The sequence below is a fragment of the Glycomyces dulcitolivorans genome (genome assembly GCF_003265355.1).
In the GTDB taxonomy this organism is placed as follows: domain Bacteria; phylum Actinomycetota; class Actinomycetes; order Mycobacteriales; family Micromonosporaceae; genus Glycomyces; species Glycomyces dulcitolivorans.
In genome coordinates this window covers 101,128-115,604 of the sequence record NZ_QFRW01000054.1, presented here as the reverse complement: position 1 = coordinate 115,604, position 14,477 = coordinate 101,128, and the positions used below count along the sequence as shown (strand labels likewise).

Sequence of the window (14,477 nt, the reverse complement as noted above, 5' to 3'; positions counted from 1 at the left end):
GGTTAGCCGAAGGTGGTGGCCAGGGCTGCCCAGATTATGGGGTTGTCTTTGGGGTGGCCTTTGGATTCCCAGGCGGCGGCTTTGGTTCGTTGCCAGGCGTTGAGGGCGGCGACGGGGTCGGGGGAGTCGTGGGCGGTGTTGACGGCGGCGATGGCTTCGGGGAGGAGCGGGGGTGTGGGGGTGGGGGAGAAGCGGCGGAGGCCTTCGTCGGTGGGGAGGGTCCAGCGGGTGGCAGTGACGTAGCGGGCGCCGGCGTGGAGGGCGGCCGCGACCAGGCCGACCGGTTCGGCGAAGCGGACCTCGCCGCCGCTTTCGCAGGCGATGAGGGCGACTCGGTTGGGCATCGACCAGCCGTTGACGGCACCGGGGCGGTGGCCCAGGAGGATGTCTGCCGCAGTGAGGGGGCGGTGGCCGTTCACTACTGCGGCGCGGCCAGTCGTCGTCGGGCCGCAGCTCAGGTGGAGGCGGGCGTCGAGGCCGTGTTTTGCGATGGTCACGTGGCCCACGTAGAGGAAGCGCGCGGCGTCGGTGAGGAGGGGTTCTATCTTGTCTCGGTCTAGGTCGGTTCTTCTGAATGCCTCTCCATTGAAGGGGAGGCGGTCTTTTAGGGAATCGATCAGTCTTGACAGATCTGAGTCAGGAATGGCCTCGTCGAGGACCGCGCCTAGGTCTCGGCCTGCTCCCGGGACCTTCGGGTCGAGGACTGCGACCACGGGGCCGGCGGGGTTCCACTCGGACTTGCGGCGTTCAGGGGCGTTGCGGACCGTCGCCGGGGGGAGGATCGAGACGTCGGCGTTGGTCACGAAGCGCTCGCCCTCGTCGACTCGCAATGACTCCCAAGGGACTTGGGAGGTTGATGGAGAGGGCTGGATTCGGACGTGCGGGCGCAGTCCCTGTTCCAGGAGGGCGTTCAGTTCCATCGCCAGTTGGTAGGGGATCAGGGATCGTGCGAGTGCTGTCGAGAGGCCCGCTTCGCGTTCGGGGTCCGCGAAGGGGCCGGTCAGCGAGCGTTCAAGGGCCTGGTCGACCGTCTCGCCCGGCAGGGGTGTCGGGAGCGCCTCGGCGAGTGCGTCGAGCGCCGGCTGGACCCGGCCCGCCTCCACCATGATGTTCTGGATCGCCCCGAGGTCGTGCTCCCACCGCCACGAGTAGAACAGCCCGTCGGCGTCGACCAGTTTGAGCTGCACGGTCGGTCGGTTCACCATGTGTCGATCACCTTGTCGGATCGGATCGGGAAACCGTAGCGCCGTTCGGTCTCCTGGATCCACGGTTCCAGTTGGGGCTCGCGGTATGGGTTGACCCGGAGTCTTGGCGGCAGCGCGAAGCGCGCCGCTGGGAAGTCTCCCGACGTGCCGGTTACCAGGGCGGATGCGGTGAAGGAGAGCATTTCTCCTTCGCTGGGCTCCAGCATGAACGGTTCGGGGTCGTCGGGCAGCGGGTCGAAGTCGAGGGGTGAAGCCGAGTGGAGGGAGACGGTCGCGCTCATGTGCTCCAGAAGTTCGGAGACCAGCGCGCCATCACGCAGCGCCGCCGCCAGACTCAGCGCGTGGGCCATCGCCGGGATCGCCACGGTTGCCGCCCAGCGCTCGCGGGCCCGGCCGGGCGCGAAGCCGTGGCGGATCGCGTCGGTCGCGAGGGCGGAAGGGAGCGAGAGGTCGAAGGCCCGGCGCAGGAGCTTCTGCCGCTTGCCCTCGGTCCGCGCCGCCGCAGCCTGGTCGGCCACCGCGAACGACCTGCGCATGTCGATGCGCGCCAGGTGATATCGCGCCCCGGTCGCCTCGTAGATCTGCCACGCTTCCAGATACGTCCGCTCGGCCTGCGCATAGTCGCCTGCGGCAGCTTGCAGGTCGCCTTGGACCGCAAGGGCTTCCGCCAGCATCGTCACGTGGCCCGCCCGACGCAGCGCCTCGATCGCCGGTCCGAGGAGGTCCCGGGTCAGGTCGAGTTCGCCCGCTTGGAACGCCGCGTGCGCGCGGCTGTAGCGCAGCTCCGCGGCCCGCAACGGCTGCTCGTTGCGGTCGAGGGCCTCCTCAGCAGCGGCGAGGAGGCGCCGGCCCTCGTCGACGTCGCCCGCGCGCATCGCGGCCCGGCCCTGGTTCGCGACCGCGAGCGCGGCCGAGACCGCGTCGCCCGAGGCGGTGTGGATCTGCTCGGCGAGGCGCAGGTACGTCATCGCAGTCTCGTGGTCGTTGAGCGCCTGGGCGATCAGCGCGAGATTCGAGTACGGGTGCCCGGTCAGCCGCGGGTCGCGCGCGGCGGCCAGGTCCAGGGTGCGCTTCGCCGCGACCTCGGCCTCCTCCCAGCGTTCGAGGCCGATGAACAGCACGCTGCGGGAGTTGTGCAGCGACACCGCGAGCAGCCCCTCGTCGCCCTCGTCGCCCTCGACGGGGTCGCCGATGATCGCCAGCGCCCCGTCGAGGTCGGCCAGGGCGTCGTCGAGGCGGCCGAGGAGTTGGAGCGTCTGGGCGCGGTTGACGAGGACCGACGCGCGGACCGCGACCGTCCCGAACCGGTCGCCCGCTTCCCCCTCCGCCGCAATGCAAGCGGCGAGCGCCTGCTCGGCGAGTTGCAGCGCCGCGGCGGTGTCGCCCTGGCCCTCGGCGATCGACGCGAGGTTGCCGAGCGCCCGCGCCCGGCAGTCCAGCCCGGCCGCATCGACGTCGTCGGCGTACGTCTCCGGCAGCGCCTCATGCAGTAGCGCAACCGCTTCGGCGTTCCGCCCCTCGCTCGCAAAGCGGGCCGCCTGGTTGTTCAACTCGCGGAAGCGGGCCCAGCGGGGGCCGCTGGACTCCTTGCCGCGCACGCCGATCACGTCGTCGTTCATGCCGCGGCCCTCTCAGTGAGCGTCGCATCGGGGGCCGACAGGCGGTCCCTTGCGAACGCGATGATCGCCTCGCGGTCCTCGTCGGGGGAGTCGCCCGGGACCGCGAACCTCGGTGCGTACACCCTGACCTGGCCGCGAAGGCGCATCGCGAAGTCCGGCGGGGCCGGGGCCTCGCCGGTGAACGCGCCCGCGCCGCGGTCGAGGTGGAGTGGGATCTCGACGGTGTCGAACAGGCCGATCAGCGGCACGGGCTCGGCACCGGGCGCCGCCGGGGCGGTCACCGTGATCACCCATGCGCCGGAACGCTGCCCGAACTGCCAGGTCGCCTCGCCCGCCGCGTCGAGCAGGCCGTGCGGGACCAGGGCCCAGTCGATCGGGTCGCTGCCGCTCGCGACGGCCAGGTCGGGGGCCTCGCCTCCGGCCGCCAGCGCCCAGTCCTCGGGCCGGGTCCGCACATTGGCGTGGAGCTCGACGCCGAAGGTCTCGGCCAGATCGGTGAGTCTTTCCTGGAGCGTCGCTACTGATTCGGCTAGGGCCGGATCGGTTCCCAGTACCGGCAGGTCGCCCAGGTCGAGCCCGGCGAGGGCCCTTTCCACGGCGTCCTCGTCGTCCAAGAGGTGGTCGAGTGCGGCCGTGCGCCAAGCGGTCTCGGCCCGCAGGAGCCCGCCCGGGAGGGCCGGGACGGCCGCCGCGTGCGAACCGGGCCACCACGCTCCGGCCCAGTGCAGGTGCGCCAGGTCGCGGGCGGCGTCGAGGACGGGCGACTCCCATTCGGTCGCAACCGATTCCGCGTCGCCGAGGATCGCGGCCGCCGTGTCGGGCCCGTAGACCTCCCACAGCCAGTCGGCGGCCCGCGCGTCGAAGATCTCAGCGGCCGGGTGGGCGTGCCGGTCGAGGACGTCCCAGAACAGCAGGGCCCCACGGGCTTCGACGAGCGCGGTCCGCTCCGGGCGCGGCGGGCGCGCGCCGACCCGGATCGCAGTGGCGGTCCGTTCGACCGCGAAGCCGGTCATGTCCGGTCCTCCTCGCGCTCAAGGGAACGCTTGAGCCGGTCGCGCTGGTCCATGACGACCGAGCGCAGCGCCCCGTCGAGCAGGTCCCACACCTCGTCGGCCCCGGTCGCCTCGCCGCGCAGCTCGCGGCCGTGCAACCGGACCCACAGACGCCGCAGGTAGGCGCCCCGGGTGCCGCGCACCTCGACGCTGATCGCGGTCGCGTCGGGCAGGCGCAGAACACGGTGCACATAGGACTCGCGGCGCCACCGGTTGAGCAGGCGCGCGTTGGCGTCCGTGCCCGATTCGGCCGCCTCGGCGCCGAGTCCGGCGCTGGCGTCGCGGCCCAGGGCCATCGCGACGCGGCTCGGCTCCTCGGCGAGCTGCCAAGGGGCCGCCGAGCGCTTGATCTCGCCGGTGACCAGGGACGGGATGTCGTTCATCGACTCGCGCTGGAACCAGGTCGTGAACGCCGCGAACAGACGCTCCATGATGGACCGGTCGAAGGGCTTGGGGAGACCGCGCTTCGAGGCCCGCTCGCCCAGTTCGGGGGCCGCAGGGCGCTCCCGGGAGGTGAGCCCGTAGTCGTGGGCGACGCCGGGACTGTCGAGGCCGGCGGCCTCGGCGGTGCCGACCGCCGTGTCCGCCAAGGCCTTCCACAGGCGCGGGTCGGGGGCGGTCGCGCAGTCGTCGAGGAACGCGACCAGGCCCGGGTTCGGCCCCGGCTGGGGAGCCTCGGGCCGGTGCGACCAGGCGTCGTGCAGCAGCCCGGAGAGCTCGGCGGTGCGGGCCGGGTCGGTGAGGAAGCGGCGCAGGCGGTCCACCGACACCTCGCCGCGCTCGGCGTGGACGTCGCCGACCGCGGCGGCCGCGATGTCGGCCGCGTCCGCCAGCGGGGCGGGGTCGCCGTGGAGGTGCGCGAGTTCGAAGCAGCGCTGGAAGTACAGGTCCTGCGGGTGGCCCTCGGTGATGCCGGCGCGGCGGCGGGCGCGCTTGACGAGCTGGAACCAGGCGGCGGTCGCGGCGAGCGCCGGGCCGGCGTCGAGGATCGCCTGGCGGAGGGCGTCGACGTGCTCGATGGCGACGACGCCGCCGGAGAACCGCGGGTTCTGGGCCGGGCGGAGCACGAGCGGGTCGAGCAGGAGCTTCACGGTGCGCGCGAGGGGCCGCCCGGAGGCGTTGCTCAAGGGCGCCACGGCATCGCCGAGCTGGGACCAGGCGTCGGCGACGAGCATGCCCCGCGGGACGGCCGCCGAGGCCGCGAGGCCATGGACCATGCCGCGAAGTGTAGTCGAGCCGTACGAATTCCGGCGAAACCTGTGATCGGTAGGGGCCCGCGCGGGGCGACGCTGACTGCGTCGCCCACCCAGCACAAGGAGGCCCCGATGTTCCAAGACTTCCGCGCGGCCAACCCGCTCCCGGCCCACTCGCAGCTGGTCAGCTCCCCGTACGGCACCCCTGACCACCCGCTCGTCCCCAAGCGCCGCGGTCGCGGCCGCGGCTTCGGCATGTTCTTCGGGATGGTCGCGCTCACCGCGGGCGTCTTCGCGGTCGCGAACCTCGGGGAGTTCCTCACCTCGTCCGGCCCGGACGTCGTGCTGCGCGGCGGCATCGCGTTCTCGGCCGACGGTCTCGCGCTGGTGCCGTACGAGCGGACCGGCTCCGGCGGGCTCATCGACGAGATGCGCAGCGACATGTTCGAGGCCCGCCTCGCCGCCGTCGACCTCGCCTCCGGCGAGACGCGCTGGGACGTCAAGCTCGCCGGCGAACTCGAATGGGACGCCGCCGCCCTCGCCGCGGGCGCCGAGTACGCGTACCTCGCGACCGAGGACGGCCTCCAGATCCGCGACCTCGACGACGGCGCCCTCGTCACCGACGACGTCCCCGGGCTCGAATACGCCGGTTCCGGCACGGCCGCATACGGATTCGACCCCGCGGCGGGCATTATCGCGCTCGACGTCGACGGCGGCTTCCACTCCATCGCCCTCGACACGCTCGAAGCGGTCCCCGCCGACCCGGCCGTCGCCGAGGCCTGGACCGGCCGCCTCTTCGCCGAAGGCGCCTACCCCGAGTTCGGGGGCATGACCTCCACCAGCGCCTCGATCGGCGAGGAGCGCACCCTGAACGTCGAGCAGGCCGCCGCGGCCGGACTCGGCAGCACGCTCGCGGTCGAGGACGGCGGGGACCGGCGCGCCCTCGGCACCCGCGTCTACTACGAGGCCGGGATCGTCCTCGACCAGACGACCGTATCCGACGCGTGGGACATCGACGTCGACCAGCTGATCTCCGGGATGCTCAGCGACCCGGAGTCGGCCGCCGAACTCGCGTTCCCCGCCGCCCCGGCCGCGGGCGCCGCGAGCGGCCACGCGCTCATCGAGCACCGGACCGCACCCGGCGGCGAGGACTTCACGCTCACCGTCGTCGACCTCGACACCGGCCAGGCCACCGCCTCGCTCGCCACCGCGGACCACTTGGGCCGCAGCATGACCGGCCCCGGCGGCTACACCGTCGTCATCGCCGCCCCCGCCGAGGGGATCTTCCAGAGCGACCTCGTCATCGTCGCCCCCGACGGCTCGGTCGACCGCGCCGTCTTCGGCGAGTTCGACCTCCTCGGCGAACCCGACCTCGACTGAAACCTGTGATCGGTAGCCGCCGGTCCGACCCGAGACTGAATGCACAGTCCCCCAGAAAGGAACACCGCAATGTTCAAGGCCATCAACGTCATCGTCATCATCGCCGGCCTCATCGCCACCGCGGTCTACGTCCTCGTCGGCCTCACCGGCCAGGGCCCCGTCCCGTGGGTCAACGGCTGGATGGCCGGCCCGATCCTCCTCCTGTCGATCCTCCCGTTCACCGCCACGCTCGGCCGCCTCGCCGACGGACCGCTGCGCGAGCTGAAGGGCATGGTGCCCAAGGGCTTCGAGAACACCCCGGTCGCGATCGGCACCGTCGTCCAGGTCTCCCGCACCGGCCTGTCGGTCAACGACCAGCCGCAGCTGGAGATCCTCTTCGACGTCGACACCATGGACGGCCAGTCGTTCCGGGCCGTCGCCCGCAGCCTCGTCGACATCACCGAGCTCGCCGCCGTCGTCCCCGGCGCGATGCTCCCGGTCCGCTACCGGCCCGGCAGCACCGACGGCCGCGTCGTCATCGCCGTCGACGCCCCGCAGGCCGAGATGCAGGCCGCGTTCGACCGGGTCCGGCTCGCGAAGGGCCTGGTCACGCCCCGCCAGCTCCAGATCGCCGAGCAGGGCGTCGAGGGCCGCGCGGTCGTCCTCGGCCTCACCCCCACCGGCGACATCCAGGGCGACCGGGCCGTCATGGACATCGACCTGCGCATCACCCGCCCCGACGGGTCCGTGTTCGACCTCAAGCAGCGCAAGCCGATGGACGCCAGCGCCGTCCCCCAGGTCCAGCCGGGCATGGTCGTGCGGGTCCGGTACCTGCCGCACGACGAGTCCGAAGTGGTCATCCTGACCGCGCTCGCGCCCTGAACCGCCCCGCCGGACCCGGCCCCCGCAGCCGGGTCCGGTACGGGCGGAAACGCCCCTTACCTGCGTCTCAGCCTTCGCACCGGCACGGCCGCACCACGGCCCGTGTCAGTCCCGCCGGGTATCCTCGCGGGAGTCCCGCGCCCCATCGCGGCCCCATCCCCCCACAGCCCCGATCGAGTGAGTAGGACCCGTGCACGCTCCCGTTTGGCTCGCCGTCGACCTCGGCACCACCCACACAGTCGCCGTCATCGGCCGCGGCGGGCAGGAACCCCGCTCACTGCTGTTCGACGGCTCCCCGCTCCTCGCCTCCGGCGTGTTCCTCGACGCCGACGGGGCCCTCCACACCGGCCGCGACGCCCAGCGCCTCGCCGCCGCCGACCCCGGACGGTTCGAGCCGCATCCCAAGCGCCGCATCGACGACGGCACCGTCCTCCTCGGCGACCGCGAACTGCCCGTCGAGGAGGTCCTCGCCACCGGCCTGCGCCGCGTCGCCGAAGAGGCCGCCGCCTCCGGCATGCGCCCCACCGACACCGTCCTCACCTACCCCGCTGACTGGGGCCCGGTCCGCCGCGCCCGCCTCGAAGCGGCCGCCGACCTCGCCGGGATGGGCCGGGTCCGGCTCCTGCCCGAGCCGATCGCCGCCGCCACCTACTGCGCCGAGGTCCTCGGCCAGGAGGTCCCGCTCGGCGGCACCGTCGCGATCTTCGACTTCGGCGGCGGCACCTTCGACGTCGCCGTCGTCCGCCGCGACGAGCAGGGGCTGCGCACCCTCGCGTTCGGCGGCCTCGACGACCTCGGCGGGCTCGACATCGACATGGCGCTCGCCGCCCACCTCGGCCGCGTCATCGCCGGGCGCGACCCGCAGCTGTGGAAGCGCCTCAGCGAGCCCGAGACGACCGCCGATCTGCGTGACCGCCTCGCGTTCTGGGGCGAGGTGCGCGCCGCCAAGGAGATGCTCTCGCGCACCTCTACTGCGCCCGTGGGACTCCCGGGCCACAACCCGATGGGCCTGCACCTCACGCGCGACGAGCTGACCAGCCTCGCCGACCCGCTCGTCGCCCGCGCGGTCGACGAGACCCGCCGCACCGTCGAACGCGCCGGCGTCGACCCCGCCCAGCTCAGCGCGCTCCTGCTCGTCGGCGGCTCCAGCCGCATGCCCCTGGTCGCGACCCGCCTCCACTCCCGGCTCGGCATCGCCCCGTCCGTGCCCGAGCAGCCCGAACTCCCGGTCGCCTTCGGCGCTCTGCAGCACGCCACGACCGCGCCCGAGATCACCACGCCGCCCGCGACCACCCCGGTGACGCAGGTCGGCTACGCGCCCTACCCGGTCCCGAGCCCCGCCGGAAGTCTGCCGCCGCAACCGGTCACGTCGCAGCCGCGCCCGCAGTTCGGGCCCTCGCAGCCGACCCCGGCCGGGCCCTACCCGCCGCCGGCCGGGACCCCGCATAGTCTCCCGTTCCGCCCGACCATCCACACTGGACCATTGCCGACCGCGGGCTCCATCCAGAAGCAGGCGCGGCGGTGGGTCGCCGCCTCGATCACCTCCTCGGTCGTCATGGCGGTCGTGATCATCCTCGTCATCGCGATGTCCCGCGGGGACGTGCCGGGCCTGTTCGAGGACCTCACCTCCGGCGACCTGCTCGACGGGATCACCGGCGACGCCGCCACCGACGGCACCGCGCTCGAAGTCGTCCACGAGCAGTCGCTCACCAGCGCCGGAGCCGCCGCGGTGGCGGTCGGCGGCGGGATCGCCGTCGTCACCGACGTCGTCGGCGGCAAGCTCCTGGCCAACGCCTACGACTCGGCCGGGACAGCACTGTGGACGAACGAGTACGAGCTGGAGCCGGCCGAGACGTTCCTCATGATCGTCGGGAACGTCCTCGTCATCGACGCCAAGGGATCGGCCGTCGACGAGGGCCAGGACATGCGCGCCGCGGTCAGCCTCGACACCGGCGAGTTCCTGTGGAAGCAGCCGTGGACGATCGACCGCAACGACCTCGCGTTCTACGGCACCGACGTGCTGGTCGAGGAGCGCACCGGCATGGACGACAACGCCGTCATCCGCATCGACCTCACCACCGGCGACGAGGTGTGGAAGAAGACGGGCCCCAGCGGCCTGTTCATGATCGACGAGTACCGCATCCGCGCCGAGACCGTCTGGAACGACGGCGGCGAGTACGCGGGCGCGGTCTCGCCGAACTCGTACTCGCTGTACGACAACCTCGCCGCCGCGAACCGCGTCGTCGACCTCGACCCGTACGAGGGCACCGCCGTGGTCCGCGACGCGAGTGACGGCGGGTCGATCACCTCCGGCGACCTGCCCATCGACTCCGAGAAGTGGACCGCCTTCGACGGCCTCGCGGTCGGCAAGGTCTCCGAGGAGGCCTCCCCGGGCCGCGCCGTCCTCGCCGGATACTCCCTTGAGGACCTCGGCGAGGTGTGGAGCCTCCCGTTCGAAGCGGGCGACACCATCACGCAGGTCAAGCCGTGCGGGCAGCACCTCGTCTGCGCCGCGATCGAGAACTCCACGGCCGAGACGTACGAGACCGTCGCCGTCGACACGCAGAGCGGCACTGAGGCGTGGACGCTGCCCTCGATCGACTGGGCCGTCGAGGAGAACTGGTACACCTCGCCCACCGGGATCGTCCACGGCGACCAGACCTTCGACACCGTCTCCGAAGCGAGAGTCGTCGACTTCGAAGGGAAGATCACCCAGGGCGAGGACCAGCCGTACTCGGCCGTCCTCGCCGCCAAGGGCGGCCGCGCCGTGGTCGAGAACGTCGGCTACGACGGCATGAGCACCGACTGGGAGGTCTTCGTCCTCGACCTCGCCACCGGCGACCGCACCCCGGTGCAGGGCACCGGAGCCGAACTGTTCGAGCACGCCGTGATCGACGGCGACCTCGTCGCCGTCCACACCGGCGACGGCCGCGCGCTCATCCTCGCCGCATCCGGGCTCGGGTGATCACTCCCGCGGCGGGTCACTCCCGCGGGGCGACAAGGACTTTCGGGGACTTCGACTGGAGCTCCTCCAGTCGCGGGGCCGGGATGTCCGGGTCGACGATGACCGCGTCGAAGGCCGCCACCGGCGCGAGCTGGTAGAGGCCGCGGCGCTGGAACTTGGTGTGGTCCACCAGGAGCACCCGCTTGTCGCAGGCCTCCATCAAGGCGCGCTTGACCGCCACGGTCTCCGGCGACTGGTGGTAGCAGCTGCCGCGCGTGATCGCCGTCGTCGAGGCGAACAGCACGTCCGCGTGCAGGCTCGAAACCGAGTCCACAGTGCGCAGACCGAGGAACGCGTCGTACGCCGGGTAGTACGTGCCGCCCAAGGAGATCAGCTCGATCCCCGGGCTCCCGGCCAGGGTCTGGATCACCGGCCCGAAGTACGTGATCACCGTGAGCGGCGCGCGCTCGGGCAGCAGCTCGGCGAGGGCGAGCGCGGTCGTGCTCTCGTCCAAGAGGATCGACTGCCCCGGTTTGACCAGGCGCAGCGCCGCCCGTGCGATCGTCTCCTTCGCTTCGGCCATGGCGCCCATGCGGTGCCGCACGTCGCCGTGGAACGCCGTCGACGGCTGCGCGGTCGCCCCGCCGCGCACTTTCCGCAGCCAGCCCTCGCGCTGGAGGTAGTCGAGGTCGCGGCGGATCGTCATGGTCGTGACGCCGAGGTCGGCGGCGAGCTGCTCGATGCGGACGAAGCCCTCGTCGACCACCCTGGTCCTGATCAGTTCGCGCCGGGCGCGCGGGGCGCGGCCCCCCTCGCCTGCGGGATCGGGTTCCGGCGCCATCTCGACCTCTGTTCGTTCCGTGTGAAGTGAACAATCCCCGCCGTCGCGGCGGACGGCGGGACCGGGCCGCGTGAGCAGCGTTTCCCGGTATCCCGCGTGACGGGGATCGACCTTCGTGGTGTGCGACTGGAGACCTTCTTAACACATCAATGCGTTCCCTTTCAACACCGGGAGTGTTCGATTCTCGCGCGGTAGTGACATCCGGGGCGGTGCGGGTTTACGGTCACGCTTGTCACAGCAACCCCTCCCGCTAGGGAACCGACAAAGGAGTCGTCGATGAAGAGACTCGCAGCCGCCCTCACCGGCGTGCTCGCCCTGGCCGCCCTCGCGGCCTGCGCCGAGGAGCCCGGCGACGCCGGGGGAGACGGCGGCGCCGGCACGGTCGCCTTCCTCATGCCCGACCTCGCCTCGACCCGCTACGAGCAGTACGACGCCCCGCTCTTCGAGCAGAAGATGGCCGAGCTCTGCGCCGACTGCGAGGTCATCTACCAGAACGCCGACTCCGACGCCGCTCTCCAGCAGCAGCAGGCGAACTCGGCGATCGCGCAAGGAGCCGAGGTGCTCGTGATCGACCCGGTCGACTCCACGGCCGCGGCCACGATCGTGCAGACCGCGCAGTCCCAGGGCGTCAAGGTCGTCGCCTACGACCGTCCCATCCCCGACAAGCCCGCCGACTTCTACATCTCCTTCGACAACGAGGCCATCGGGGAGGCGATCGGGCAGTCGCTCGTCGACCACCTCGACGCCACGGGCGCCGAAGGCGGCATCCTCCAGGTCAACGGCTCGCCGACCGACGCCGCGGCCGGACTCATCAAGCAGGGCATCCACAACGCGGTCGACGACTCCGGGTACGAGCTGCTCGCCGAGTACGACACCCCCGACTGGGCGCCCGAGGACGCGCAGCAGTGGGTCAGCGGCCAGATCGCCCAGTTCGACGGGCAGATCGCGGGCGTCGTCGCCGCGAACGACGGCACCGGCGGCGGCGCGATCGCCGCGTTCAAGGCCGCCGACGCCGACGTCCCGCCGGTCACCGGGAACGACGCCGAGCTGGCCGCGATCCAGCGGATCGTCGCCGGCGACCAGTACAACACCATCTCCAAGCCGATCCGGATCGTCGCCGAGGCCGCCGCCGAGGTCGCGTACCAGCTCATGCAGGGCGAGGAGCCCGAGGCGACGCACGACCTGTTCGACACCCCGTCGCAGCTGTTCGAGCCGACCGTGGTCACCCAGGAGAACCTCGCCGAGGTGATCTTCGGCCCCGACGGCGTGCTCGCGCCCGAGGACGTCTGCACGACCGAGTACGCCGACGCCTGCGCCGCGCTCGGCATCTCGTAACCGCTTGTCGCTGAAGGAATCCGACCATGACTGATCCAGAGTCCCCGGTGCTGTCGCTGCGGGGGATCTCCAAGAGCTTCGGTGCGGTCGCCGCCCTCGCCGACGTCGACCTCGACGTCGGCGAGGGGGAGGTCGTCGCGATCGTCGGCGACAACGGCGCCGGGAAGTCCACGCTCGTGAAGGTCCTCGCGGGCGTCCACCCGCCCGACGCCGGCGCGATCCGCTTCGAGGGCAGGGAAGTGCGGCTCGAATCGCCGACGCAGGTCCACGCCCTCGGCATCGCGACCGTGTTCCAGGACCTCGCGCTGTGCGAGAACCTCGACGTGAAGGCGAACCTGTTCCTCGGCCGCGAGCTGCGGCCGTTCCTCCTCGACGACGTCGCGATGGAGAAGCGCTCCTGGGAGCTGCTGCGCCAGCTCTCCGCGAAGATCCCGACCCTGAGCGTGCCGATCGCGTCCCTCTCGGGCGGGCAGCGCCAGACCGTCGCGATCGCGCGCTCGCTCCTGGGCGACCCGAAGGTCGTCATCCTCGACGAGCCGACCGCGGCCCTCGGCGTGGCCCAGACCGCCGAAGTGCTCAACCTCGTGGAACGTTTGCGGGACAAGGGACTCGGCGTGGTCATGATCAGCCACAACATGGAGGACGTGCGGGCCGTCGCCGACCGCGTCGCCGTCCTGCGCCTGGGCCGCAACAACGGCGTCTTCGACGCCCGCACCGTATCCACTGAGGACATCATCGCGGCGATCACGGGCGCCGCCGACAACGTGGTGGCGCAGCGGGCCTCCCGCACCGCGTCCAAGGAGGCCCGATGAACGCCCCGACCCCGACCCTCGACCTCCAGGACGAGCGGCTCGTCGCCCCGCAGACCCTCGGCGACTCCGTCCGCGCCGCCGTCCGCCGCGTCCGCGACGGCGACCTGGGGATGCTCCCGGTGTTCGGCGGCATCGTCGTCATCTGGACGGTCTTCCAGCTCCTCAACCGCACGTTCCTGTCCAGCACGAACCTGGTCAACCTGTCGTTCGACATCGTGCCGGTCGGGTTCCTCGCCCTCGGCATCGTGTGCGTGCTGCTCGTCGGCCAGATCGACCTGTCGGTCGGCTCGGTCAGCGGCGTCGCCGCCGCCGTCACGGCCCTCGTCATGGTCACCTACGAGCAGCCGGTGTGGCTCGCGATCCTCGCGGCCGTCGCCAGCGGGTGCCTCATCGGCTTCGTGTACGCGCAGGGCTTCAACCGGTTCGCCGTGCCCAGCTTCGTGATGACCCTCGCCGGGCTCCTCGCGTTCCTCGGCGTCCAGCTGTGGCTCCTGCGCGGGCAGAACGCCATCAACCTGCCGTACGACTCCGACCTGGTGCAGTTCGCGCAGCTGTGGTTCATGCCCGCGTGGATGTCGTACCTCTTCGCTACCGTTGCCGCCGCGGGGTTCTTCGCGACGAGCCTGGTCGGGGCGAGGACGCGCAAGCGGGCCGGACTGTCCGCCCCGGCGACGGGCCTGCTCGTCTTCCGCGCGGCCCTGGTCCTCGCGGCGCTCGGGTTCACCGTGTACTACCTCAACCGCACCCGCGGCGTCGCCTGGATGTTCGTGCTGTTCGTCGTCGTGGTCCTGGTGATGCACTACGTGCTGTCGCGCACCAAGTTCGGGCGCTCCATCTACGCGGTCGGCGGGAACCCCGAGGCCGCGCGCCGCGCCGGCATCAATGTGAAGTCGGTGTACGCGTGGACGTTCGTGATGTGCTCGACCCTCGCGGCGATCGGCGGCGTACTCGCCGCCGCCCGCCTCGCGGCGGCCACGCAGAGCACCGGCACCGGCGACGTCAACCTGAACGCGATCGCAGCGGCCGTCATCGGCGGCACCAGCCTCTTCGGCGGGCGCGGCTCGGCGTTCTCGGCGCTCCTGGGCATCGTCGTCATCCAGTCGATCTCCAGCGGCCTGACGCTGCTCAACCTCGACTCGTCGTACCGGTTCATGATCACCGGCGCGGTCCTGGTCCTCGCCGTCGCGCTCGACTCCTTCGCGCGGCGCTCGCGCCAAGCCCACGGGAGAGGATGA

11 protein-coding genes are annotated in these 14,477 nt (G+C 71.9%); 6 read left to right on the top strand and 5 right to left on the bottom strand.

All coding sequences use genetic code 11. The features are described 5' to 3' along the window. Positions 1-2: 2 nt before the first annotated feature. From DI269_RS03725 to DI269_RS03710, 4 genes are read right to left on the bottom strand one after another with little or no spacing between them, the layout of a single operon-like run. Positions 3-1,205, bottom strand: a complete 1,203-nt coding sequence (locus DI269_RS03725) for a CHAT domain-containing protein (RefSeq protein ID WP_112133781.1) — start codon at positions 1,203-1,205, stop codon at positions 3-5. Further along, entirely contained in the window at positions 1,199-2,824 is a 1,626-nt protein-coding gene (locus tag DI269_RS03720; RefSeq protein ID WP_112133780.1) for a tetratricopeptide repeat protein, read from the bottom strand. The genes DI269_RS03725 and DI269_RS03720 overlap by 7 nt, the downstream gene beginning before the upstream one ends. After that, positions 2,821-3,837, bottom strand: a complete 1,017-nt coding sequence (locus DI269_RS03715; protein ID WP_112133779.1) for a hypothetical protein — start codon at positions 3,835-3,837, stop codon at positions 2,821-2,823. The genes DI269_RS03720 and DI269_RS03715 overlap by 4 nt, the downstream gene beginning before the upstream one ends. Then, the gene (locus tag DI269_RS03710) at positions 3,834-5,093 is read right to left on the bottom strand and encodes a hypothetical protein (RefSeq protein WP_112133778.1); all 1,260 of its coding nucleotides are present in this window, start codon (positions 5,091-5,093) and stop codon (positions 3,834-3,836) included. The genes DI269_RS03715 and DI269_RS03710 overlap by 4 nt, the downstream gene beginning before the upstream one ends. Positions 5,094-5,201: 108 nt before the next feature. Between DI269_RS03710 and DI269_RS03705 the strand changes: the two genes are divergently transcribed. The 3 genes from DI269_RS03705 (at position 5,202) to DI269_RS03695 (ending at position 10,275) form a co-directional block, all read left to right on the top strand. After that, positions 5,202-6,449 (top strand): PA2928 family protein, encoded by a 1,248-nt coding sequence (locus DI269_RS03705; RefSeq protein WP_112133777.1) that lies wholly within the window; start codon positions 5,202-5,204, stop codon positions 6,447-6,449. A 69-nt stretch (positions 6,450-6,518) separates the two neighbouring features. Next, positions 6,519-7,310 carry a hypothetical protein gene (locus tag DI269_RS03700; protein ID WP_112133776.1) on the top strand — a complete coding sequence of 264 codons (792 nt, stop codon included), beginning with the start codon at positions 6,519-6,521 and terminating at the stop codon, positions 7,308-7,310. Positions 7,311-7,500: 190 nt separating this feature from the next. Next, positions 7,501-10,275, top strand: a complete 2,775-nt coding sequence (locus DI269_RS03695; RefSeq protein ID WP_112133775.1) for an Hsp70 family protein — start codon at positions 7,501-7,503, stop codon at positions 10,273-10,275. A 16-nt stretch (positions 10,276-10,291) separates the two neighbouring features. Here the strand turns inward: DI269_RS03695 and DI269_RS03690 are convergent, their stop codons facing one another. Next, the gene (locus tag DI269_RS03690) at positions 10,292-11,095 is read right to left on the bottom strand and encodes a DeoR/GlpR family DNA-binding transcription regulator (protein ID WP_112133774.1); all 804 of its coding nucleotides are present in this window, start codon (positions 11,093-11,095) and stop codon (positions 10,292-10,294) included. Positions 11,096-11,371: 276 nt separating this feature from the next. Here DI269_RS03690 and DI269_RS03685 point away from each other — a divergent pair, with 276 nt between their 5' ends. The 3 genes from DI269_RS03685 to DI269_RS03675 are packed head-to-tail and all read left to right on the top strand — an operon-like array spanning position 11,372 to position 14,477. Further along, a complete protein-coding gene (locus DI269_RS03685) occupies positions 11,372-12,430 on the top strand; it encodes a substrate-binding domain-containing protein (protein ID WP_112133773.1) in 1,059 nt (352 codons plus the stop codon). Between the two features lie 26 nt (positions 12,431-12,456). Continuing rightward, the gene (locus DI269_RS03680; RefSeq protein ID WP_112133772.1) at positions 12,457-13,242 is read left to right on the top strand and encodes an ATP-binding cassette domain-containing protein; all 786 of its coding nucleotides are present in this window, start codon (positions 12,457-12,459) and stop codon (positions 13,240-13,242) included. Further along, a complete protein-coding gene (locus DI269_RS03675; RefSeq protein ID WP_112133771.1) occupies positions 13,239-14,477 on the top strand; it encodes a sugar ABC transporter permease in 1,239 nt (412 codons plus the stop codon). Before DI269_RS03680 ends, DI269_RS03675 begins: the two co-directional genes overlap by 4 nt.